This window comes from Methylomicrobium lacus LW14 (assembly GCF_000527095.1).
GTDB lineage: Bacteria > Pseudomonadota > Gammaproteobacteria > Methylococcales > Methylomonadaceae > Methylomicrobium > Methylomicrobium lacus.
Genome location: NZ_AZUN01000001.1, coordinates 3,526,767 through 3,547,736, shown reverse-complemented (window position 1 = coordinate 3,547,736; position 20,970 = coordinate 3,526,767). Strand labels below are relative to the sequence as shown.

The 20,970-nt window shown below is 57.0% G+C and carries 20 protein-coding genes and 5 tRNA genes; 15 read left to right on the top strand and 10 right to left on the bottom strand.

What is annotated here, in order from left to right:
- Positions 1-136: 136 nt before the first annotated feature.
- Complete coding sequence (locus tag METLA_RS0116475) at positions 137-1,009, bottom strand: hypothetical protein (RefSeq protein ID WP_152539464.1); 873 nt, start codon at positions 1,007-1,009, stop codon at positions 137-139.
- A gap of 473 nt (positions 1,010-1,482) precedes the next feature.
- Between METLA_RS0116475 and METLA_RS22985 the strand changes: the two genes are divergently transcribed.
- Positions 1,483-1,629 (top strand): hypothetical protein, encoded by a 147-nt coding sequence (locus METLA_RS22985; RefSeq protein WP_161635421.1) that lies wholly within the window; start codon positions 1,483-1,485, stop codon positions 1,627-1,629.
- Positions 1,630-1,791: 162 nt separating this feature from the next.
- Here the strand turns inward: METLA_RS22985 and METLA_RS0116460 are convergent, their stop codons facing one another.
- Positions 1,792-3,336, bottom strand: coding sequence for an alpha-isopropylmalate synthase regulatory domain-containing protein (locus tag METLA_RS0116460; protein WP_024299593.1), 1,545 nt, complete (start codon positions 3,334-3,336; stop codon positions 1,792-1,794).
- 283 nt (positions 3,337-3,619) lie between these two features.
- Positions 3,620-5,386: a di-heme oxidoredictase family protein gene (locus METLA_RS0116455; protein ID WP_024299592.1), complete on the bottom strand. Its 1,767-nt coding sequence runs from the start codon at positions 5,384-5,386 to the stop codon at positions 3,620-3,622.
- Between the two features lie 575 nt (positions 5,387-5,961).
- Between METLA_RS0116455 and METLA_RS0116450 the strand changes: the two genes are divergently transcribed.
- The 3 genes from METLA_RS0116450 (at position 5,962) to METLA_RS0116440 (ending at position 9,291) form a co-directional block, all read left to right on the top strand.
- The gene (locus tag METLA_RS0116450; protein ID WP_024299591.1) at positions 5,962-7,101 is read left to right on the top strand and encodes a hypothetical protein; all 1,140 of its coding nucleotides are present in this window, start codon (positions 5,962-5,964) and stop codon (positions 7,099-7,101) included.
- A gap of 249 nt (positions 7,102-7,350) precedes the next feature.
- Positions 7,351-8,481, top strand: coding sequence for a magnesium transporter (locus METLA_RS0116445; protein WP_024299590.1), 1,131 nt, complete (start codon positions 7,351-7,353; stop codon positions 8,479-8,481).
- A 102-nt stretch (positions 8,482-8,583) separates the two neighbouring features.
- Positions 8,584-9,291: a TVP38/TMEM64 family protein gene (locus METLA_RS0116440; RefSeq protein WP_024299589.1), complete on the top strand. Its 708-nt coding sequence runs from the start codon at positions 8,584-8,586 to the stop codon at positions 9,289-9,291.
- Positions 9,292-9,362: 71 nt separating this feature from the next.
- Here the strand turns inward: METLA_RS0116440 and METLA_RS0116435 are convergent, their stop codons facing one another.
- Positions 9,363-10,619 carry an MgtC/SapB family protein gene (locus tag METLA_RS0116435; protein ID WP_024299588.1) on the bottom strand — a complete coding sequence of 419 codons (1,257 nt, stop codon included), beginning with the start codon at positions 10,617-10,619 and terminating at the stop codon, positions 9,363-9,365.
- A gap of 248 nt (positions 10,620-10,867) precedes the next feature.
- Here METLA_RS0116435 and METLA_RS22705 point away from each other — a divergent pair, with 248 nt between their 5' ends.
- On the top strand, positions 10,868-11,329 hold the full coding sequence (locus METLA_RS22705) for a hypothetical protein (protein ID WP_152539463.1): 462 nt from the start codon (positions 10,868-10,870) through the stop codon (positions 11,327-11,329).
- On the opposite strand, the gene METLA_RS0116425 is transcribed toward METLA_RS22705, so the two are convergent.
- Positions 11,289-11,753 (bottom strand): YbhB/YbcL family Raf kinase inhibitor-like protein, encoded by a 465-nt coding sequence (locus tag METLA_RS0116425; protein WP_029646741.1) that lies wholly within the window; start codon positions 11,751-11,753, stop codon positions 11,289-11,291. The genes METLA_RS22705 and METLA_RS0116425 overlap by 41 nt on opposite strands.
- Here METLA_RS0116425 and METLA_RS23290 point away from each other — a divergent pair.
- The 7 genes from METLA_RS23290 to acs all read left to right on the top strand — a co-directional run bounded on the left by METLA_RS23290 (position 11,746) and on the right by acs (position 15,049).
- Positions 11,746-12,015 carry a hypothetical protein gene (locus METLA_RS23290; RefSeq protein ID WP_198408526.1) on the top strand — a complete coding sequence of 90 codons (270 nt, stop codon included), beginning with the start codon at positions 11,746-11,748 and terminating at the stop codon, positions 12,013-12,015. The genes METLA_RS0116425 and METLA_RS23290 overlap by 8 nt on opposite strands.
- 173 nt (positions 12,016-12,188) lie before the next feature.
- Positions 12,189-12,265 (top strand) — tRNA-Pro (locus METLA_RS0116420).
- Positions 12,266-12,267: 2 nt separating this feature from the next.
- Positions 12,268-12,344, top strand: a tRNA-Arg gene (locus tag METLA_RS0116415).
- 26 nt (positions 12,345-12,370) lie between these two features.
- Positions 12,371-12,446, top strand: a tRNA-His gene (locus tag METLA_RS0116410).
- A 118-nt stretch (positions 12,447-12,564) separates the two neighbouring features.
- Positions 12,565-12,641: transfer RNA gene (locus tag METLA_RS0116405), tRNA-Pro, on the top strand.
- Positions 12,642-12,644: 3 nt separating this feature from the next.
- Positions 12,645-12,721, top strand: a tRNA-Arg gene (locus METLA_RS0116400).
- 384 nt (positions 12,722-13,105) lie between these two features.
- Positions 13,106-15,049, top strand: coding sequence for an acetate--CoA ligase (gene acs, locus METLA_RS0116395; RefSeq protein ID WP_024299586.1), 1,944 nt, complete (start codon positions 13,106-13,108; stop codon positions 15,047-15,049).
- Between the two features lie 46 nt (positions 15,050-15,095).
- On the opposite strand, the gene METLA_RS0116390 is transcribed toward acs, so the two are convergent.
- The 3 genes from METLA_RS0116390 to plsY all read right to left on the bottom strand — a co-directional run bounded on the left by METLA_RS0116390 (position 15,096) and on the right by plsY (position 17,744).
- Positions 15,096-15,899: a ferritin-like domain-containing protein gene (locus METLA_RS0116390; protein WP_024299585.1), complete on the bottom strand. Its 804-nt coding sequence runs from the start codon at positions 15,897-15,899 to the stop codon at positions 15,096-15,098.
- A 27-nt stretch (positions 15,900-15,926) separates the two neighbouring features.
- Positions 15,927-17,033 (bottom strand): 3-isopropylmalate dehydrogenase, encoded by a 1,107-nt coding sequence (gene leuB / locus METLA_RS0116385; RefSeq protein WP_024299584.1) that lies wholly within the window; start codon positions 17,031-17,033, stop codon positions 15,927-15,929.
- A 126-nt stretch (positions 17,034-17,159) separates the two neighbouring features.
- Positions 17,160-17,744: a glycerol-3-phosphate 1-O-acyltransferase PlsY gene (gene plsY, locus METLA_RS0116380; protein ID WP_024299583.1), complete on the bottom strand. Its 585-nt coding sequence runs from the start codon at positions 17,742-17,744 to the stop codon at positions 17,160-17,162.
- A 94-nt stretch (positions 17,745-17,838) separates the two neighbouring features.
- On the opposite strand from plsY, the gene folB reads away from it, so the two are divergent.
- Entirely contained in the window at positions 17,839-18,198 is a 360-nt protein-coding gene (gene folB / locus METLA_RS0116375) for a dihydroneopterin aldolase (RefSeq protein ID WP_024299582.1), read from the top strand.
- Positions 18,195-18,695 (top strand): 2-amino-4-hydroxy-6-hydroxymethyldihydropteridine diphosphokinase, encoded by a 501-nt coding sequence (folK, locus tag METLA_RS0116370; protein ID WP_024299581.1) that lies wholly within the window; start codon positions 18,195-18,197, stop codon positions 18,693-18,695. Before folB ends, folK begins: the two co-directional genes overlap by 4 nt.
- On the opposite strand, the gene METLA_RS0116365 is transcribed toward folK, so the two are convergent.
- Positions 18,684-19,415 (bottom strand): pteridine reductase, encoded by a 732-nt coding sequence (locus METLA_RS0116365; RefSeq protein ID WP_024299580.1) that lies wholly within the window; start codon positions 19,413-19,415, stop codon positions 18,684-18,686. The genes folK and METLA_RS0116365 overlap by 12 nt on opposite strands.
- Positions 19,416-19,427: 12 nt before the next feature.
- On the opposite strand from METLA_RS0116365, the gene METLA_RS0116360 reads away from it, so the two are divergent.
- Complete coding sequence (locus METLA_RS0116360) at positions 19,428-20,030, top strand: arylesterase (RefSeq protein WP_024299579.1); 603 nt, start codon at positions 19,428-19,430, stop codon at positions 20,028-20,030.
- Between the two features lie 120 nt (positions 20,031-20,150).
- Here METLA_RS0116360 and murI read toward each other — a convergent pair whose 3' ends face one another.
- Entirely contained in the window at positions 20,151-20,963 is an 813-nt protein-coding gene (murI, locus tag METLA_RS0116355) for a glutamate racemase (protein ID WP_024299578.1), read from the bottom strand.
- Positions 20,964-20,970: the final 7 nt, after the last annotated feature.

Sequence of the window (20,970 nt, the reverse complement as noted above, 5' to 3'; positions counted from 1 at the left end):
GTCGGATCGTCTTCTAGACACCCTTGTTTATACTGTTGATTATTCAGGCAACAAATCCGTTAAGCCTATACCGTACATGTGTGTTGCCAAGGATTGGAAGAAATTGCAAACCTTGACAACCTAACGTCCTGAAACACTAGACCGCCGGAACCAGGAAGACCGTTTTGCCGTTGGCGATATCGAAACCTTCGACCGTCGGCATCACGCAGGGGACGATGCCGTGGGCGTCGGGGACGACGCTGACGACCGCATACAACTCCAGACGCGAACCCTGGCTGGGCGCGAAATTAGCGGCTTTCACATCCAGCGCGGCGGCTTGACCGGGCGCCAGCAATTTTGTGGTCTGCGCCAGCAATACGCCGGCTTTGGTATAAAAGCTGAGCGTCACGCGGTACGGGTCGGGCGGGTAGCCGTCCGGATTGTGGATGTCCACCGTGTTGACCACATTCAGCCGCGCCGCTTGCCCGCGGGCGATGCCGATGATGCCGGAGTCGTAAAAGCCGGGCGGGTTATGCTCGGCGGGCGGAGTATCGTCGGGCGGATTATGCCGCCCCGGATAGACGAAGGCGGTGCGCTGGGTGATGTTGTCGATCACTTCCACCGCCGACCTGAAATCCGGCGTGTTGCCGCGCACATCCGGTTCGACAATCACAATCGGGCGAATTCTCTGCCGCAGGCCAACCGGTATTGACGGAGCGGCATAATCCAAAAAGGCGGACTGCCCGGCGATCACCGGAAAGGTCTGCTGCGTCAGGACCCGGCCGTCGCCGTTCAGGAAATACAGCGTGACGCGGTACGGATCGGGCGGATAGATTTGGTCTGGTATGCGGTCAAGCCTGACGTTGAGTCGCGCCGTTTGCCCGTCGGCGACGCCCAGCATGCCGAATCCCGGAGGATCCGGCTGCGGGTTGAAGTCGGCGGCCTGGGCGGACTGGCCCGCCATGAGACCCAGTAGCGCACAGAAGGCCAGCGCTCTGAAGCCGCTTGATGTCATTGTGTCAATATTCATGAGTTTTTACCTCGGTCGTTTGGTTGTCGAAGTTAGCGTTTTGAAATGGAACGTTTTAGCCTTGCGGCAAACCTTCTGATGCAGACGCCCTACCCCATGCATTTGGATTGGGCAAAAGCGGCTGCTCCAGAAGTTGATGCCAGAATATCGGAACGGACTTGGAAAGTCGTCCGGCTCCGGTTCGGATATGGTCCGGTTTAAGTCCGGTTCGGGTGCGGCGGTCTGGAAAGCCGGAAAACGCCGCTTGCCTCTTACATGCTGACTCATGCGCCATGCGCAATGATCCGGCCTACACGCGGAATACTCGAGGAGAACAACACCATGCCACAGCCTGTCTGGTTATTCGATCGGTTCCGGCTCGATACCGGCGATGCCAGCCTGTGCCGTGACGGCCAGATTGTCAACCTTGCCCCCAAGGCGTTCGCGCTGCTGTGCTGCCTGGCCGGGCGGGCGGGGCGGCTGCCCAAGGATGAATGCAGGATGCCGTGTGGACGCACCATTTTGTCAGCGAATCGGCGCTCAAGAGTCGCATGAACGAGCTGAGGCAGGCTTTGGGGGAAGTGCTGGAAGACTTGCACTGGAGCGATTACGCCGCGCTGGAACGGCGGCGCTGTTGGTGATCGGCAGCTACCGGCCGAGCGACGTGGCGTTATGGAACCACCCGATGCGGCGGATAAAGCAGAAATTGCAGGCGCATAAGCTGTCGATGACCCGTATGGGCTCAACAGGGGCAAACAAAACCTTGTCGCCAGCGTGCGGGGTTCAAGTCATTCCGACTTGAATCAAGCTTGATTCACCCCCGTCTCATGCAACTGTATGTTGACGATCTTCAGCGTCGCCATCACCCCCGCAAACACCTGATTCGCATGCACCCCGCGCGTTTTACGCAATTCATTGCCAAAATCCCAGGTAATCACGCATTCGGTCAACGCATCGGTATGACCGCCTTTCGGTATTCTGACTTCATAATCGGCTAATGCCGGCAGCGTGCAGTCATGCAGCGCCAGTACCTTGCCTATTGCCTCGATGAAAGCAGAGAAGCCGCCGTTGCCGGAACCGACGGCCAAATGCTTCTCGCCGTTGACTTCGACGCGGATGCTCGCGGTCGATTCGAGATTTAATCCACTGGTGATCGAACAATTCAGCAGGCGGATGTGCTCGTAACTCTTGCTTTCGAGCACGTCGGCGATGATGAACGGCAGGTCGTCGGTCGTGATCGTCTGCTTCGAATCGCCGAGCTGCACGATACGGGCCAGCACCTTTTTCTGATTTTCCTCGGACAGCTCGACTTCCAAGAGTTCCAGATTCTTCTTCAAGGAGGCCTTGCCGCTCATCTTGCCGAGCGCATAGCTGCGCGTGCGCGAGAAGCGTTCCGGGCTCAGCCGGGTCTTGTACAGCCCACCCTTCTGATCGCCGTCCGCATGGATGCCCGCGGTCTGGGTGAATACGTCGGTGCCGATGATCGGCGCATTCGCGGCGACGCGCTTGCCGGAAAAATTCTCGACCATCTGGCTGATGCGGACGATATGGGTTTCGTCGATAGACAACTGCATCGCCAGCTTGTCGCGCAGCACGACCGCGACTTCCGCGAGCGAGGCATTGCCCGCGCGCTCGCCGAGGCAGTTGACCGTGCAATGCACCGAGCTGACACCGGCGCGCACCGCCGCCATCACGTTCGCGGTCGCGAGGCCGTAGTCGTTGTGCGGATGAAAATCGAATAGCAGCGACGGATAGCGCGAACACATGTCGCCAATGCTGGCCTGCACCTCGTCCGGCGACATCACGCCGAGCGTGTCCGGCAGCATGAAATGACTGATGCCGGCGTCCTTCAGGTTGTTCATCAGGCCGAATACATAGTCCGGGCTATTCTGGTAACCGTTCGACCAGTCTTCCAGATAGACGTTGACCTTCAAGCCTTTCTGCAAGGCATAGTGGATCGTTTGCAGAATGTCCTGCGTGTGCTGTTCAAGCGTTTTACCCAGTTGCTCGCGGCAATGCTTCTCGCTGCCCTTGGTCAACAGATTGATCACGCTGCCGCCGGTTTCGAGAATCCAGTCGACGCTGCGGGTATGGTCGACAAAACCGAGCACTTCGACACGGCCGGCAAAGCCTTCCTGCCGCGCCCACTCATTGATGCTGGCCACCGCCTCTTTCTCGCCCTGCGAAACCCTGGCCGACGCCACTTCGATCCGATCCACGCGCAACCATTGCAAGAGCGCCTTCGCGATGTTGACTTTTTCCGCGGGCGTGAACGAAACGCCTTGCGTCTGTTCGCCGTCGCGCAGGGTCGTGTCCATGAGCTGGATGTATCGGGATTCTGTAGCCATAATCGAGGTTTTTAGGTCCTGGCGCGTTCATGGTAGACCGCGCTGATCGAGAAGATAGAAAACCTTTTATTTTACACCGATATGGAAAAAACCTTAGCAACTAAATCATCACGTTTTTGCGCCGAAATCAATCAAATCATATTCCCATGTGTAGGAATATCCAAAAAACCACACAATAGTGGACCTTCTGGCCTAATGCGGCGCCCAAAATGAATAACGGGCCGCCAGAACGCTTTCATGCTCCGGCAGCCCTTTCGCTGGCTGGCTACAGATACAAAGCGGCTTAGCTTTTATCTTCGTCCTTAACCTCGCATTCCTCCGATAACGGGTCGGGCGTCTCGCCGTTCTTGGCTTGGTTCACATAGAGCACCAGATTGCCTAGGAACGCGAGCACGTCCTTTTGTTCGCTTTTGGTGAGCTTGTTAAAATTGTTTCGCGAATCATTTGAGTCGCCATGGTGCCAATTAACGGCTTCCCTCAAGGTCGTCGCGCGGCCGTCATGCAGCCAAGGACCGGTGCAGGCGACGCCCCACAGTTCCCGTGTACCAAATGTCGCCTTGCCTTTTTCGACATCGTAATCTCCGTAAGACGCTTGCGGCAGGATCGCATTGACCGGATCGTAGTTCACGAGACTCATATGGCCGTTGCCGTATTCCTTCGGATCTTCCAATTCATCGACGCGTTCGGACAGCTCATCGCCCATCCAGTGCCTCTTCAAATCGCCGTATAAGCGCACGACGGTCTTGCCGTTTCGTTTTTCGAACGCACCGAGCAAAGTTTCCTGGGTCCCTTTGCAAAATCGGTTATCCGGCAGATCCTTGGCCAAATCAAATTTGACCGGATGCTCCGGTTTCACGCCCTCGGCTTCCAAATCGACCTGCACCTGACCTTTGGTCTTGAAGAGTTTTTTATCGTCGCGGTGATAAAGCGAATTGCTGGGTTCATAAAACACACTGCTGTCCAGCGCCAATTCCTTTTTGTGGCATGCGGTGCAGCCGATCGAATCGAACAATTTTTCGCCGTTCTGGATTTGGGTGCGCTCTTCGGGTTTCAGTTTCTGCTTGTTGGCGGCCAGGATGCCCAGGTCGTCAAGCTCGATCTTGGTCACCGGGCGCGGCTGCGCCGCCATGTAGATCGTAAACGCGGTCATGTCGCCGACGCTGAGTTCATTTTTAGGGCCGTCATGATCTTCATCGACATCTTTGCCGACCAATTCGACACCCTGCATGCCGATTTCATTATTGCCGGCATGGCGCATGAAATCCCGTAAAAAGGCGACATTTTTCTTCCATTCATAGGGACGCACCACGCCGTCCGGCGAGACGCCTTCAAGCTTCGATTTCTGCCCAACAATCTCTGCCGTTCCACTTTCGCAGGTTACAGTGACCTGCCCAAACTTCACGCCTTTGGCCGAAAAATCTTTGGTAACTTCGGTTTTTTGGGCACAGGCTTCCGCTTTAGCTTTGGGTATGGCATCCCTTATTTCATCCGTCATTTCTTCAGCCAAACGCTGCAAGGCGCCGAGACCGAACACATGCGGCGTATTACGTTGAATCGTCAGATCGGGATGTTCCAACTGCGGGATACGATGCACGTTGGCGGAAGTTGGACCTGCGCCGTCATCGATCGGCTGACTATGGCAGGAACCACAAGACTGCGCATTGGGACCGGTCGGCCGCATCACATCACGCGTCATATCGCCCCATTCTCCCGGCGCATTCAAATCGGCGCGCGGTATGCGTGTATAGTGAGACGGCTCGTTACTGCCGATAAAGGCGCCGCCGCCTTGCCCCAGGGTAAATTTCGTACCGAAGATCAGATCGCCATGTTCAAACGCATCGTGAAAAACTTCCTCGCCCTTTCCGGCCATGATGCCGGACAACAGCTCCTGCTGATCCAAGGGACGATAAACGCTTTCTTCTTCGCCGCCGTCAGCGGAACAAGCGGTGATGGCGGGTTCGGTTGGGACCGGAGGGGATGGCGGATTATTCGAACCGCCGCAACTGGACAAGAGGATCACTGCCGGCAACAGACTGCATGACTTTTTCATAAGACTCTCCGCTCAAGAAGATTTAAGAAGGTCAGAAACCCTGCGCGATTGCAGCGTTTCCCTATCAGCGTCATACAAAGGCGCCCTCATGCGCTTTGCAGACAACACCGCGAAATTGCCTCTTCTCTTAAATAAAAAAGCCGTGATCCGTAGGAGCCAACAAACTAGCGTTTTGTTTTACCCTGATTGTCTCATGCCTGGAGATTCTTGAATTTGAGCATTCGGATTGGCTGCATGTGTAATGTAATTGAACTAAGCCGTTAATCAATAATGATTTAACGGTTGGATTTTGCCGAGATCAGACAATTTTCGAGCTGCCATTTAGCGCCTAATCACGCCTCATGTCAACCCAAGTCTTTTATTATCCTTAAGCATACCCCGGCGACTTCGCAAAATGCCTCCCTGTCTTTTCTGATTTTTACCTTCAGGGCGACCCGACCCACGCCAATTCAGCGTGAAAACCATGGCGTTCAAGCTGTTTTTTTAAGATTTACCCCCTTGTTTTGAACCTTACCGTGCGTGACGGGAATATAGCCATGCGACCCAAACAAAAACCCAAAGCAAATGGAGACTATATGAAAACCAGCATCGGCACAGTCCGCAATGCGAGCCAGATGATCCTCCTGCTCACCGCCGGCGTCCTGGCAACAGCGACGGGCGAGGTCCAGGCCCAAACTTATACTTCGATTGACCTTACGCCCAATTCCCCCCTCAGCACAGCCAATGGCATTTCGGCCGGGCGAGCGGCCGGCTATTCCGCCGATACCGCCTCGTTCGGCGCCATTCACGCGACGTTTTGGGAGGATTCGCATAAAATCGATTTGCATCCCGCCTTCCTCGACGACCCTGTGAACGCCATCAAGGGACGCTCCTCCGTGCAAGGTAGCGCGGACACATTGCAGGTCGGCTGGGGCGCAGGACCGGGCACGAACAATCGTTCCGTGCCGCTGGCCTGGAACGGCACGGCGGCCAGTGCGACTACGCTCCCGCTACCCTTCGATAGCGCCGGCGGCCAGGCCTTGGCCACGGACGGCAACCAGATCGTCGGTTACGGCACGCCGCTGATCAAGGACGGCACGGCATTCGGGCCACCACGCGCGGTCGTTTGGGACGCCACGACCCAGGAAGCGATTGATCTGGGTGACGCCGGCAACGGCGCACAGGCTATCGGAGTCGGCGGCGGACTGCAGGTCGGTTATGTCATTAAAGGCACAGCGAACGCCGCGCTGTGGAGCGGCAGCGCGAAATCCTTGCTGGCGCTGCATCCCAAGGACGCGGCCGCCTCGGTTGCGTATGGCACGGATGGCAGACTGCAGGTCGGGTATAGCGGCTACGACATCCGCGTCCGTTCCGAAGCCCCCAAGGGCAACAAGGATAAGCGCTTCAACTTCGCCACGGTCTGGTCTGGGACGGCAGCTAGCGCATTTGCGATTCATCCTTATCCTTTCACGCACAGCTACGCGGCGGCCGTGAATGGCCCGTGGATCGTCGGCTACGCGGGTGACGTGTCAAAAAATGGCACACCAGCCTACTATCACGCCATCGTGTGGGACTCGACAAACTATCAGCCCACTGACCTCAACACGTTTCTGCCCGCCGCCTTCGTCGGCTCACAGGCGCTCTCCGTGGATGCGCAAGGCAACGTTGCCGGTGTCGCCCTGACCGCCGACGGCCAGCGTCACGCGGTAGTCTGGATGCTCGACCCGGCTCAATGAACCATCGTCTTTGAAGATGCGAGGCACAGATATGCCGCTTGGCAAGCGTATCTGTGCCCGCGCAAAAGCAAGTCACCCGGATGATGGACTTGGCCCCGATCGTGGAGTACTATCACCAGCCAGAACGGGTAGAGAAATTGCTCTACCGGCTTGAGACATGCGTGGGCTTATTCCATATCACATGAGTTAGCCTGCAAACGGCGTAACGTGTTGACCCCGCTTACCCACGTCAGTAATGAGGCAAATAACATGTCGGATATCATCGAAAAAATCGGCAAGGCTCTACAAGAGCAGGCGATACCTGCGGCACAGAGGCTCCAGGCCAGCGCCTCGCATGTGATGGTCATCTTACGTGAAAAGGCCGAAGAAATGGGCCGGGAAATCAGCAAACCTCCGCAGCACGTCATGAGGGCGAAAGTTGCCGCCGACCGGGCGGAAAACCATATGTACAGCCCCGTACCCACCGCTCAAGTTGGAGAAACGGTTTCGGAGGTAAGTCAGCGGCTAGCCAGCCTGCCCAGCGCTTTCGATTCGATTGAATTGCTGTTTGTCACCGATGCTGATCAAAGGCTGTTAGGCGTGGTGCCTCTATCCAAGCTTCTGGTGGCAACGCCTAACGTGTCCATAGAAGAACTGATGAACCGGGATATCGCCAGCGTCACCCTGGCCGACCCTCCGGAAAAAGTGGCCGAGGCGGCGTTAACCCGCCCCATGCCTGCCGTGCCCGTGTTGGACGCGCAGGGACGCCTACTCGGCGCAGTCCCCGCGCACACGGTATTCAAAATCATGCGGGAGGAGCATATCCAGGATATGGACCGTCTGGCCGGAATATGGCGACACTCGGATCAAGCGCTGTCCGCCATCGAGGGAGACCCGCTACGCCGCGTGATGGACCGTTTGCCCTGGTTGATCTTGGGAACCGCGGGTTGCGTGCTGGCAACCGGACTCATGGCAACATTTGAAAGCACGCTGAAGGCTGATTTGGCGGTCGCATTTTTCATCCCCGGTATCGTGTATCTCGCCGATGCCATCGGAACTCAATCCGAAGCGATTGCCGTGCGGGGGCTCTCGTTCAGTAGTACGCCGATTCCACAGTTACTGAAGGGAGAGCTCAAAACCGGCTTTTACCTGGGCATCGCATTGGCACTCGTTGTTTTTCCGTTCATCTGGCTTACGTTCAATGCCTCCCTGGCGATTGCGGTGTCGGTTGCCCTGATTTGTGCCAGCAGCGTCGCCACCAGCATCGGGCTTTTGCTGCCATCAATCCTGTCCCGAATGGGGAAAGATCCCGCCTACGGCAGCGGACCGGTTGCCACGATTGTTCAGGATTTGCTCAGCCTCTTGATCTATCTGAGTGTGATAAGCCTACTGATTTCTTGATAACAACTTGTCGGATGGAAAAGCTCATTTTTGTTTACGCTAATGGGTGACTCATGAAAGAAAATCATTAATTATCTTCCTTCGTTTAAGGACAAATCGGTCATGCAATTTCAACACACAAGTCTTAACAGGAAGCTGTCGGCATTCTTGATCTTTGTCGGACTTGTTTTATTGATCGGACATGAACTTGAGCTTTATCTTCCTGAGTTGGAAGTCTGGATTGAAGGCCGGGGCGTTTTCGCGCCACTGGCCTTTATCGCCTTATTCATGGTTCTCTCGCCGGCATGTGTATCGGTTGATGCACTTTGTTTTGCGGCGGGAGTACTCTTTCCTATCGCGACCGCCGAGTTGACTGTTGTGATTGCAACCTTTCTGTCGGCTGCGGTTATCTTCTTCCTGGGCCGGGATCTTGTGCGTGCCAGGGTCACGGCTTTTATTGCCGGACATAAGCGTTTTGCCGCATTGGATAAGGCGATCAGCGGCGATAACGCCTTCAAATTGATGTTGTTATTGCGCCTGACACCGCTTCCATTTGCATTGCTCAGTTATGCTTTATCGGTTACGGAAGTTAAATTCCGGCCTTATTTAGCCGCAACCAGCGGCATTTTAGTTTACAACTGTAGCCTGGTTTATTTCGGTTATGCGACCAAACATTTGACAGGATTGGCCAATGGCGCACCGCAAACTGGCTTTGTTTCATACGCCATGCTGGTCTTTGGCCTAGTCATTTTAATCGCGGTTTTGATCTATGTTGCACAAACAGCCGGCCATCTTTTAAAGGACATGAACTTAGAAAGCTCCGACGAATAAGCGCCGGGAGATTTTTGCAGCGGCCGGATCAAGCCCAGAGTTTTACAGCCCCCCCTCCTTAACTCCGCCCGTTAAGACAGCCGCCAGCTAACCAGCAGCCCCAATAAAATGGCCGCCACCAGGACGCCTCCGACCCGGAGGCCCAACGCATGACCGCCAATCACCCCCGATACCAGACTCTTGAATCCGGTGTTGACCGCGACCGCAATCAACACCGCGCGCCCGGCGACCCTGATGTCCATCCCCTGCTTGCTCATTTGCGCCATCGACAAGGTAATCGGGTCGACATCGGCCACGCCGGAAATGCTGGCCAGCACGTAAGCTCCCGCATCGCCAAACTGGATTTGCAGGACCCTGGACAACAGCATGATCACCGACAAAAACAAGCCGAACTTCAGCGCCATGCCCAACTGGAAAGGATTCTGCAGCGGGACTTCCTGGCTGTTTTGCAGCGACCGGGTATTCAGCCAAAGCAGCAAGGCCGCCAGATAGCTGAACAGGCTCATCGCCAGCAGCGAAGTCAAAAGCTGCTGGAATAACGCGGGATTCAATATCGAAGTCAGCAGCAAGGTTCGCGCGAACATCGTCGCGCAGGCGGTCAAAATGCCCGCCGTCAGCGCATTGCACAGCGCCGGGTCGGTTTTTGCGAGGCGCGCCAGGTTGATGCTGACCGCGGTCGACGACACCAGGCCGCCGAAGACGCCGGTCACCACCGGCCCGTGCCGGTCGCCCGCGATCCGTATCGCAAAATAACCGAGATATGAAACGCCCGCGATCAACACCACCATCCACCAGACTTGATAGGGATTGAACACCTGCCAGGGACCATAGCCCTGATCGGGCAAAATCGGCAGCATCACGACCGAAATCAGCAACAGCTTCAAGGTCGCTTCGAGCTCCCGCTGATCGAGCTTGCTGACCCAGCCATGCAGCAAGGGCTTGAAACCGAGCAGCAGCGTCGTGACGACCGCCGCCGCGGCCGCCAGCACGACATGGCCGAACACCGCCAGCGCGCCCAGGATGAAGGTCAGCAAGGACGCGATCACGCTGGTAATGCCGACATCCTCGAATTTTTCGAGATTTTGGGTGTAGGCGACCAATAGGACCAGCGCCAGCGCAATAAAGACAAAACCGATCAACAGCGGACCGGTCTCTCTGGCGAGCATCGCGCTGACTCCGCCCAGAAAGCTGATCAAGCCATAGGTGCGCAAGCCCGCGATACGCATGCCTTCGCGGCGCTCGCGCTCACGCCAGCCGCGCTCCAGGCCGATCAGCAAACCCAGCGCCAGCGCGATGCCGAGCAACTTGAAATTTTCCAACTCCGCCATGCCGTTTCCTCTGCTTCCCGAGCACCCTCAAGGCAATTTGGCCCGCCTCTGCGCAGCAACCTTTATGCAAATATCCACAAAACCTGTGGATAACGTTGTTCATTGCGCGTTGATAAGGAATGCAAGCGCTTGCCTTGCTTGATTCCGCGTTAAAATGGCTAAAAATTGACCAGACCGGATCGGCACCGCGGCTACGCTTTTTACGCGTTCGCCACGCGCTTTAGTCTGACCGGCACTGAGAGGCATTCATGATCAAAATGACCGCAAAAACCGGCTCCGCCGCCGCAACCCTAACCATCGCGCTGATCGTAATCACGCCGCTCTGCGGCCTGTTATTCGCCTGCGGCTGCACTTGGCCGTGGTCCGGTTTCTTTTTCGGCTGCAATTATTTCGACCCGGCCGCCGAACAGCACTGCCCCTGGTGCGCCTCGACACTCGCAGGCTGGCTCTCGGTCGGGGTCTCGACCGCACTCGGCACCCTCGCCTCACTCGCGCCTTTCACTGCGCCGACCCACTGCAGCGGATCGGAAACTCTGATCCGAACCGGCGCGGGGATAGTGGTCTTCCTTTGTATCGCGGTTTTGTCTGGCTGGCTCGCGGCTCGTTCACAGCACTACCCCCACGGCCTGATCGGAGACCGGGAAACCGCTGCAACGCCTTACCACGAGACTAATGCCGGTAAGTCCCAATCAATTCCGCCTTCCCGATAATATGCCCGGCCATCGCGTTCTCGAGCTGGCTTTTATCCGGATTGTCCAGATCGGGCAACACCGCATCCAGCGCATAGAGCTTGAAAAAATAACGATGCCGGCCGATCGGCGGACAAGGGCCGCCGTAACCGGTGCGCTTCCAGTCGTTCAGACCATCCAGGCTGCCTGCCGGCAGCTTTTTCGCGGCAGCAGGCAAGCCCGAGGACGCAGGCGGAATGTTGTAAAGCACCCAGTGCACCCAAACGAGCTTGGGCGCCGCAGGGTCCGGCGCATCCGGGTCATCGACGATCAACGCCAGGCTTTGCGTGCCTGCGGGCAGATTGGACCAGCTCAACGCCGGCGCCACATCCTCGCCGTCACAGGTGAAGCGTTTCGGAATTTCGCCCCTGTGAACAAAATCCGAAGATTCAAGTTTCATGTTCATGATTTTATTTTCCTCGGCCAAAGCCGCCTCAGCGAAAACGCAAAAAATCAACACCATCGCGCGCGCGAAAAACAACCGGCAACCCCTCTTCATAGCTTCTCCTCTAAAACGTCAATTCCCGCTCATTAGTTTTACTGACTGGTACCTTTATTATGACTCGCAGCTTACGCAGGCGCTACTTTTTGATCGTTACATCGCCAATAAATTCCTGCTGCCAGCAAGGCCTCCGCCCTATTCATCGCCCTCAATAACTAGTCCTTAATAATCAATATTTTATGACAAGAAATACGCAATTCACCCCTAAGCCGCCATAAGCCAATTGCAAAATAACCGCACGGCACCGAAAAAAAATTTGACGACACCCCAATCCATCGTTATCATAGGCAGCTCTTCAAGGGTGGCTGAGAAAGTCACAAGCCAGATAAGGAAGATACACGGGGTATAGCGCAGCCTGGTAGCGCGCCTGCTTTGGGAGCAGGATGTCGGGGGTTCAAATCCCTCTACCCCGACCATTGCGCTTGTAGCTCAGCCGGATAGAGCATCGGCCTTCTAAGCCGAGGGTCGCAGGTTCGAGTCCTGCCAAGCGCGCCATTTCTTGAGACGTTTTTTCTATGATGGTGAGCGTAGCTCAGTTGGTAGAGTACAGGATTGTGATTCCTGTTGTCGCGGGTTCGAGCCCCGTCGTTCACCCCACCTATTTCAATTAGATCAACGCCTCTCGTCTTATCGCCGTAAACGTTGACTTATAGACGTGTTAAAGACCGCTCAGCAAGAGTGGCCGAGAAAGTCACAAGCCAGTTAAAAAGATATTCGGGGTATAGCGCAGCCTGGTAGCGCGCCTGCTTTGGGAGCAGGATGTCGGGGGTTCAAATCCCTCTACCCCGACCATTAGCGCTTGTAGCTCAGCCGGATAGAGCATCGGCCTTCTAAGCCGAGGGTCGCAGGTTCGAGTCCTGCCAAGCGCGCCATTTCTTGATACCTCCGTTTTTCCCCCATCGCTAAATTCACATCTATTGCCAATAGCGGCCGCCGGATCAATCCATTCCAGGCCTTCCTGCCGACTCTATCCTTTCCCCTACACCTTAGCCGTTGCCTAGCAAGGCACCGATCGTATTCTGCGAGTTTAACCCTTCCCCCTCTCAAAAACATGGCTTGTTCATTCCGCATCTGTCAATCCAGCGGAGCGCCCATCTCTCAAATCTCGTCGCAAAAACCAACGAGTAGCCGCCGTTTTTTATTTTTGCCGAGCCGGCAAAAATAAACTGGAATTTTATACGGACAAAACCGGACATTTTGATAAGATGCGTCTTTTGGTTAACTCCAACACTATCGCACCCTAAAGGATCCGCTTCATGTCAGACGTTCACGTCTATCCGGTCAAGCCCGAAATCGCCGCCCATGCCCACATCAACCGCGAAACCTATCATGCCCTTTACCAGCGCTCGCTTGCCGAACCCGAGGCATTTTGGGCCGAGCAGGCGGAACGGTTTTTAAACTGGGATCGGCGCTGGGACAAGGTCTCGGACTACGATTTCGAAACCGCGAACATTCGCTGGTTCGACGGCGGCCGCCTGAACGTCAGCGTGAATTGCCTGGACCGTCATCTGGAAAAGCGCGGCGATCAGGTCGCAATCATCTGGGAAGGCGACGATCCGGCGCAGGACAAGAAGCTGACCTATCGCGAACTGCACGATCAGGTCTGCCGCTTTGCGAATGTACTGAAGGCCCGGGGCGTCGAAAAAGGCGACCGGGTCTGCATCTATCTGCCGATGATCATGGAGGCGGCGGTCGCGATGCTGGCCTGCACCCGCATCGGCGCTGTGCATTCGGTCGTGTTCGGCGGCTTTTCGGCCGAGGCCCTGAAAGACCGAATTCTGGACTGCGGCTGCAAATACGTGGTCTGCGCCGACGAAGGCTACCGGGGCGGCAAGGTCGTGCCGATCAAGGCGAATGTGGACAAGGCCGCCGAGCATTGCCCGCTGCTCGAAAAAATCATCGTGATCCAGAACACCGGCGGCAAGATTGCCTGGCAGGAAGGCCGCGATCTCTGGTACCACGAGGCGATGGCGGAGGCCTCCGCCGACTGTCCTGCGGTGCCGATGGATGCCGAAGACCCTTTATTCATTCTTTACACCTCCGGCTCGACCGGCAAGCCGAAAGGCATGCTGCATACGACTGGCGGCTATTTGCTGTATGCGGCGATCACGCACAAGTATGTCTTCGACTATCAGGACGACGACATTTACTGGTGCACCGCCGACATCGGCTGGGTGACCGGTCACTCCTACGTAATCTACGGCCCGCTCTGCAATGGCGCGACGACGCTGATGTTCGAAGGCATCCCGACCTATCCGGGACCCGACCGTTTCTGGCGCGTTATCGACAAGCACAAGGTCAACATTTTCTATACCGCGCCGACCGCGATTCGCGCGCTGATGGCGCAGGGCGATCATTATGTGACCGAAACCTCCCGGCAGAGCCTCAGAATCCTCGGCAGCGTCGGCGAGCCGATCAATCCGGAAGCCTGGGAATGGTACTATCATGTGGTCGGCGACGGCTCGCGTCCGATCATGGATACCTGGTGGCAGACCGAAACCGGCGGCATTCTGATCACGCCGCTGCCGGGCGCGATCGACCTGAAGCCGGGCTCGGCGACCTTGCCGTTTTTCGGCATCAAGCCGGAGATCCTGGACGCGAACAACCAGATACTCGAAGGAGAGTGCGAAGGCGTGCTGGTGATCGCCCGCTCCTGGCCGGGGCAGTCGCGCGGCATTTATGGCGACCATCAGCTTTTTATCGACACCTATTTCAGCAAGGCCCCCGGCTTTTATTACAGCGGCGACGGCGCCAAACGCGATGCCGACGGCTATTACTGGATCACCGGACGCATCGATGACGTGATCAACGTATCGGGACATCGGATGGGCACCGCCGAGATCGAAAGCGCGCTGGTGCTGCACGAACTGGTCGCGGAGGCGGCCGTGGTCGGCTACCCGCACCATATCAAGGGCCAGGGCATTTATGCCTATGTGACCCTGAATGCGGGCGTCGAACCGAGCGAACAACTGCGGAAGGAACTGGACGATCTGGTAAGAAAGGAGATCGGGCCGATCGCGCACCCGGACATCATCCAGTGGGCGCCGTCACTGCCGAAAACGCGATCAGGCAAGATCATGCGCCGGATCCTGCGCAAGGTCGCGGCGGGCGAACTCGACAATCTCGGCGACACCTCGACGCTGGCCGACCCTTCGGTCGTGCAGAACATCATCGACCACCGGATCGTCAGAGACGATTGAGAGCAATTGAAACCATGAGCGGAATGTCCTGTATCCGCTTAAACCGCTACCGGGCCCCGCTCTCCAGCCAATCCAGTTCAGCCCCCGAAAAACCGGCCTGAATGCGGAGCGGCCGGTTGAAAGGCCCTTTCGGCCGGCCGCCCTTGTAATACTCGCCAAGGAGGCGCCGGTATTCGGCTTCGGACTCCAGCCCCTGCTCCCCGCAAACAGACTTGAACCAATAAGACCCGAATTCGACATGACCGACTTCATCGGTCAGAATCCGGTTCAGGATCGCGACGCTCTTTGCATCGCCGGCCTGCCTGAATTTTTCGATCAGCGCCGGCGTCACATCCAGCCCGTGCGCTTCCTGACAGCGCGGCACCAAAGCCAGCCTGGCCAAAAGATGCCCGGCCGTATCGGTCGCGAGCTCCCACAAGCCGCCGTGCGCGGGCAGGTCGCCATAATCGGCGCCCATCGCCCGCAAATGTTCGCGGATCAACGCGAAATGCTGCGCTTCCTCGTCGGCCACGCGCAGCCAGTCGCGGTAGAACTGCTCCGGCAGGCCGCGAAAGCGGTAGAGCAAGTCCCAGGCCAGATAGATCGCGACAAACTCGACATGGCCGATCGCGTGAAAAAACGCCGCGACGCCTTCCGGCGTATTCAACTTCCGCTTCGGCATCTCCCTCGGCGGCAACAGCACCGGCCGCTCCGGAAAACTGACGCCGACGATCGGCAATACCGGACCGGACTCTGCGAACTGCAAGCGGCCTTCCCGCAGCAACTGCATCGCCCGATGCGTCAGCGCTAGTTTTTCGTCGATGTCGTTCCGGTAAAGACAGGCTTCGGCGAATTCAAAGATCGAATTCATCGACGGTTCAAGCAAACCGGCATGCCGTTAAACTTTCGGCATCGCGCGCAGCTTTTCGACGACCTTGTCGCCGAACTCGACCGTGCTGATCATCTTGACGCCGCTGCCGGGCTTCGACAGGTCGGCGGTCGAATAGCCGTCCGCGAACACGCCCTGCATCGCGGACCAGACGTTCTTCGCTTCTGCTTCCATGCCGAAGCTGTTTTCGAGCATCATCGCGACCGAGCCGATCATCGAATACGGGTTCGCGATGTTCTTGCCGGCGATGTCCGGCGCGGAGCCGTGCGAGGGTTCGTAATAGGCCTTGTCGTCGCCGAGGCAGGCCGATGGCATCAGACCCAGGGAACCGAGGATGCCGCCGCCCTGATCGCTCAGGATGTCGCCGAACATGTTTTCCATTACCATCACGTCGAACTGGGTCGGCTTCAGGCACAGCGCGGTCGCGGCCGAATCGACCAGAAAATTGACCACCTGCACTTCCGGGTATTCCTTCGCGACTTCTTCCATCACTTCGTTCCAGAGCACGCTCGATTTCAGGACGTTGCTCTTGTGGATGTTGTGCAAAAGCTTCCGGCGCTTCATCGCCAGCTTGAACGCCTGGTGCATGATCCGGCGGATCTGCACTTCATCGTATTCGAGCGTTTCGCGCACATAACGCAGGCCCTGCGCGTTGACGCCCATTTCCTTTTCGCCGAAATAAAGGCCGCCGACCAACTCGCGCACCATGATCAGGTCGATGCCTTCGCCGATCACTTCGGGTTTCAACGGCGAGAAATGCGCCAGCGCCTTCGGCAATGAAACCGGACGGAAATTCGCGTAGGTATTGTAGCGACGGCGCAGCGGCAGCAAGGCGCCGCGTTCGGGCTGCTTGTCGATCGGAATCTTTTTCGATTCTTCGTGGCTGAGTCCGATCGGACCTTTCAAAATCGCATCGGCCTGGTCGCAAATATCGATCGTCGCCTGCGGGAACGCATCGCCGGTCGCGAAATAGGCGCAGGCGCCGAACAGCGCCGGCATCAGTTCGAAGGATACGTCGTTGCGCTCTTCGACGACTTTAAGAACCTTGAGGGCTTCCTGGGTGATTTCGGGACCGATGCCGTCACCGGCCAGTACCGCGATTTTGTAATTCTTCATAGCTGCCTTGTAAATATAAGATCAAAAATGCTGTAAAAAACCGGTAATTATACTGCACTTTGGCGGGGCGGCATGATTGAAAATATAGAGTCATCGACAGCAATGCCGACTCGAATAGCGCAAAACTCAGGGCTTGATCGAGGCTTCCTCTCCCGCCAGCAGTCTCTCGATATTGCTCTTATGCCGCCACAGCAGGATCGCCGTCATCAGCGCAGACGCCGCGACCAGCGTCGGACTGCCGATGATGAACCAGGCATAAGCCGGCGCCAGCACCGCGGCGATCAGCGCGGACAACGAGGAAATCTTGCTGATCTTATAAATCACCAGCCAGGTCGCGACAAAGGCCAAGCCCAAAAACCAGGAATAACCGAGCAGCACGCCGATCGTCGTTGCGACCCCCTTGCCGCCCTTGAAGCCGAAAAAAACCGGGTACAGATGGCCGAGGAATGCCGCAAGGCCGGTCGCGGCAAGCAGCTCGCCCGGTACGCCGAACAGATTGGCGCCGTAAACCGGAATCAGCCCTTTCAACAAATCGCCCAATAACGTGATGCCCGCCGCTTTTTTGCCGCCGATGCGCATCACATTGGTGGCGCCGGGATTGCCGGAACCCTGCTCGCGCGGATCGGGCAAGCCCATCAGCCGGCAGATAATAATCGCACTGGAAACCGAGCCTATCAAATAGGCCGCGGGAACAAACAACCATTCCATCATCGGATACCTTTCATCAATCAAAACTTGTAAGCCGGGGGCAATTCCCCGATACTTAGCGCTTTTAAAAAGCGCACATCATAACCGGAAAATTACCATGGACATCATTTTTTTAGGCGGGCTGAAGATCGAAACGATCATCGGCATCTATGACTGGGAACGCGAAACCAAACAAACCATCGTGCTCGATATCGAAATGGGTTTCGACATTGAAAAAGCTGCAGAAACCGACGACATTCAATATGCTCTCGACTACAAAACAGTCTCCAAACGGATCATCGACTTCGTCGAGAACAGCCAATTCTTGCTGGTCGAAAAACTCGCGGTCGAAATCGTCGAGATCATCCAGAACGAATTTAATGTGCCGTGGGTCAAATTGATGCTGAATAAGAAAGGCGCGATCAGCGGCGCCAGCGACGTCGGCATCATCATCGAAAGAGGGGAACGCAAGCGGTGACCAGGGGCTATATCAGCATCGGCAGCAACATCGACAAGGAAGTTAACATCCATAGCGCGTTGCGTGCGCTTGCGCTCTACTTTGGCGGCCTGGTGGTTTCGAGCACTTACGAAACCGAAGCGGTCGGCTTTATCGGCGACACCTTCCATAATCTGATCGTCGGTTTCGACTCGGACCTCGATGTCAAAACGATCGCCAAACAACTTCGCCAGATCGAGCTCGACCACGGCCGCACCCGCGAATGCAAAAAGTTTTCGTCAAGGACGCTCGATCTGGACCTGATCCTGTACGGCGATCTGGTGATCAGAGACGGACGCCTGCAAATCCCGCGCGATGAAATCGAAAAATACGCCTTCGTGCTGGAACCCTTGGCCGAAATCGCAGGCGACGAGAAACACCCGATCAGCGGCATCAGCTACCGCGAGTTGTGGGAACGCTTTGACAAGGACGATCTCCAACAAAAACGCATCAAGCCGGGCTGGTCGTCAATAAAATAAGGTGCGTCCGCCATCGATGGTCAATATCTGCCCGGTCATGTAATCGGCATCCCGGATCAGAAAAGACACCGCTTTCGCAATATCGTCCGGCTCGCCGCTGCGCTTCAGGGCCACGCGCTGCAATATCTCGGCTTTGCCCTGCTCGGTCAAGTCGCGTTCCGGCCAGATGATCGCGCCGGGCGCGACGCCGTTGACCCTGACCTCGGGCCCCATCTCTTTCGCCAACACCCGCGTCATCGCGACCAGCCCCGCCTTCGCGATGCTGTACACCGGGAAACCTGGCAGGCCGCGCTCGGCATGGATGTCGACGATATTCACGATGCAGCCCCGCCTGGCCTTCAGCGACCCCCACAAGGCCTGCGCAAGAAAGAACGGCGCCTTCAGATTGCTGCCGAGCAGTTCGTCCCATTGCGCTTCGGAGGCCTGGCCGAAGGGCGTCGGATAAAAGGCCGAGGCGTTGTTGATCAGCACGTCGACGCCGCCCGCGATTTTTTGCGCGGCATCGGCAACGTCTTCGAGATGCTCCGCGTCCAACAGGTCTGCCTGCAACGCGCTGGCCGAATCCGGCCGCAACCGGTTCAATTCGCCGCACAGTTCCAGCGCATCCCGTTCCGACGCTCTATAATGCACGATGATATGACAACCTTCACTGTGCAGCCGCCTTGCGCAAGCCGCGCCGATGCGTTTGGCCGCGCCGGTGATCAGTACTTTTTTTTGCATCGAAACCGCCTTATGAAGATCATTCCGCTCGTCCTGCTGTTGCTGCTGACCGCCTGCAACAAATCGTCTGACGCCTTGACTAAACTGCCGAGCGACGCAGTGATCCTGGCCTTCGGCGACAGCCTGACCTACGGTACCGGCGCGTCGCCGCAGCACGACTACCCGAGTGTACTCGCGAAACTGACCACACTGCAAGTCGTCAATGCCGGCCGCCCCGGCGAAATCAGCGGCGACGGCGCCAAACGCCTGCCCGCCCTGCTCGACCAGCACCAGCCCGATCTGTTGATTCTGATCCACGGCGGCAACGACATGCTCAGAAGGATTCCGCCAGAACAAACCGCCGACAACCTGAAGCAGATGATCACTCTGGCCAGAAACCGCCAGATTGGCGTCGTGATGCTCGGGGTTCCGAAGCCGGCTATTTTATGGATGTCCAGCGCCGATTTCTATCAGGCCATCGCGGAGGCGCTGAACGTGCCGATCGATCTTGAAACGCTGCCCGAGGTGCTCGGAGACAATAGCCTCAAATCCGATTTGATCCATCCGAACGATCAGGGTTACGAGAAAATCGCGACGCAAATCCACAGCCTGTTGGTTGATTCGGGCGCTTTGTGACGCTGACTCTTCGCGGCAACGCCTGCCGTTGGCCGAGCGCAGCTGAGTTATCGTTGGCTGAGCGGAGCCGAAACCAACGGCAACATCTCAACTCGGATAAACTGACCTGCGTAAGTCGCCTTATTGCAGAACAGAGGACTCAGGTAAGCGGCCCACTTCCACGTTCCGCCGCCACAACTGTGCGATAACCGGACCGGATAGCGCAGGATCCGCACTGGTCCAGAATTGCTCGGTGCCAGATGCCTCCCTGTCAGTCAACAAATCGTGCGCAACGAGACGATGCCGAAGCTGGCGCGCGACGGCTTCGGAGGAGTCGATCACCGAAACATTAGGTCCTGCAATGTCCTGAATCACGGCCCGAAGAAAAGGATAATGCGTGCAGCCGAGCACGACGGTATCGGCCCCGCGCGATACTAACGGAAGCACATAGGTTTCGAGGAGGCTTCGGGTCTTCGCGCCCGCCAGATCGCCGGATTCGACCTGCTCGACCAAGCCCGGACAGGCTTGCGGCAGAATTTCGGCTTCGGCAGCATAGCGCTCAAACAATTTGACGAAATTATGACTGGCCAGCGTCCTGCTCGTCGCGAGCACGCCGACCACGCCGGTTTTCGTCTGCGCGGCGGCCGGCTTGATCGCAGGCTCCATCGCGACGATGGGGAGGGTAAAATGGCTTCTTAATGACGCGGCCGCCGCGCCGGTCGCGGTATTGCAGGCGACGACGATCGCTTTCGCGCCGCGATCAAGCAAAAATCGAGTGATCGCGAGCGAGCGGGCCTCGATGAATGCCTGCGTTTTGTCGCCGTACGGCGCATGCGCGGAATCGGCGACATAGATCAGGTTTTCGGCGGGCAATTCGCGGCGTATTTCGCGCAGCACCGACAGGCCGCCGACGCCGGAGTCGAATACGCCGATCGGATCGGCAGCGGAGTGCAAGGCCGTT

Bases quoted from the DNA above. Each gene is read 5' to 3' on its own strand.
- METLA_RS0116445 (WP_024299590.1), top strand. From the start codon at position 7,351: ATGTCGGATATCATCGAAAAAATCGGCAAGGCTCTACAAGAGCAGGCG.
- METLA_RS0116360 (WP_024299579.1), top strand. From the start codon at position 19,428: ATGAAGATCATTCCGCTCGTCCTGCTGTTGCTGCTGACCGCCTGCAAC.
- METLA_RS0116425 (WP_029646741.1), bottom strand. From the start codon at position 11,753: ATGAACATGAAACTTGAATCTTCGGATTTTGTTCACAGGGGCGAAATT.
- METLA_RS0116435 (WP_024299588.1), bottom strand. From the start codon at position 10,619: ATGGCGGAGTTGGAAAATTTCAAGTTGCTCGGCATCGCGCTGGCGCTG.
- METLA_RS0116390 (WP_024299585.1), bottom strand. From the start codon at position 15,899: ATGAATTCGATCTTTGAATTCGCCGAAGCCTGTCTTTACCGGAACGAC.
- METLA_RS0116460 (WP_024299593.1), bottom strand. From the start codon at position 3,336: ATGGCTACAGAATCCCGATACATCCAGCTCATGGACACGACCCTGCGC.
- METLA_RS23290 (WP_198408526.1), top strand. From the start codon at position 11,746: ATGTTCATGATTTTATTTTCCTCGGCCAAAGCCGCCTCAGCGAAAACG.
- METLA_RS0116455 (WP_024299592.1), bottom strand. From the start codon at position 5,386: ATGAAAAAGTCATGCAGTCTGTTGCCGGCAGTGATCCTCTTGTCCAGT.
- METLA_RS0116440 (WP_024299589.1), top strand. From the start codon at position 8,584: ATGCAATTTCAACACACAAGTCTTAACAGGAAGCTGTCGGCATTCTTG.
- plsY (WP_024299583.1), bottom strand. From the start codon at position 17,744: ATGATGGAATGGTTGTTTGTTCCCGCGGCCTATTTGATAGGCTCGGTT.
- METLA_RS22985 (WP_161635421.1), top strand. From the start codon at position 1,483: ATGCAGGATGCCGTGTGGACGCACCATTTTGTCAGCGAATCGGCGCTC.
- acs (WP_024299586.1), top strand. From the start codon at position 13,106: ATGTCAGACGTTCACGTCTATCCGGTCAAGCCCGAAATCGCCGCCCAT.
- leuB (WP_024299584.1), bottom strand. From the start codon at position 17,033: ATGAAGAATTACAAAATCGCGGTACTGGCCGGTGACGGCATCGGTCCC.
- METLA_RS0116365 (WP_024299580.1), bottom strand. From the start codon at position 19,415: ATGCAAAAAAAAGTACTGATCACCGGCGCGGCCAAACGCATCGGCGCG.
- METLA_RS22705 (WP_152539463.1), top strand. From the start codon at position 10,868: ATGATCAAAATGACCGCAAAAACCGGCTCCGCCGCCGCAACCCTAACC.
- folB (WP_024299582.1), top strand. From the start codon at position 17,839: ATGGACATCATTTTTTTAGGCGGGCTGAAGATCGAAACGATCATCGGC.
- METLA_RS0116450 (WP_024299591.1), top strand. From the start codon at position 5,962: ATGAAAACCAGCATCGGCACAGTCCGCAATGCGAGCCAGATGATCCTC.
- METLA_RS0116475 (WP_152539464.1), bottom strand. From the start codon at position 1,009: ATGAATATTGACACAATGACATCAAGCGGCTTCAGAGCGCTGGCCTTC.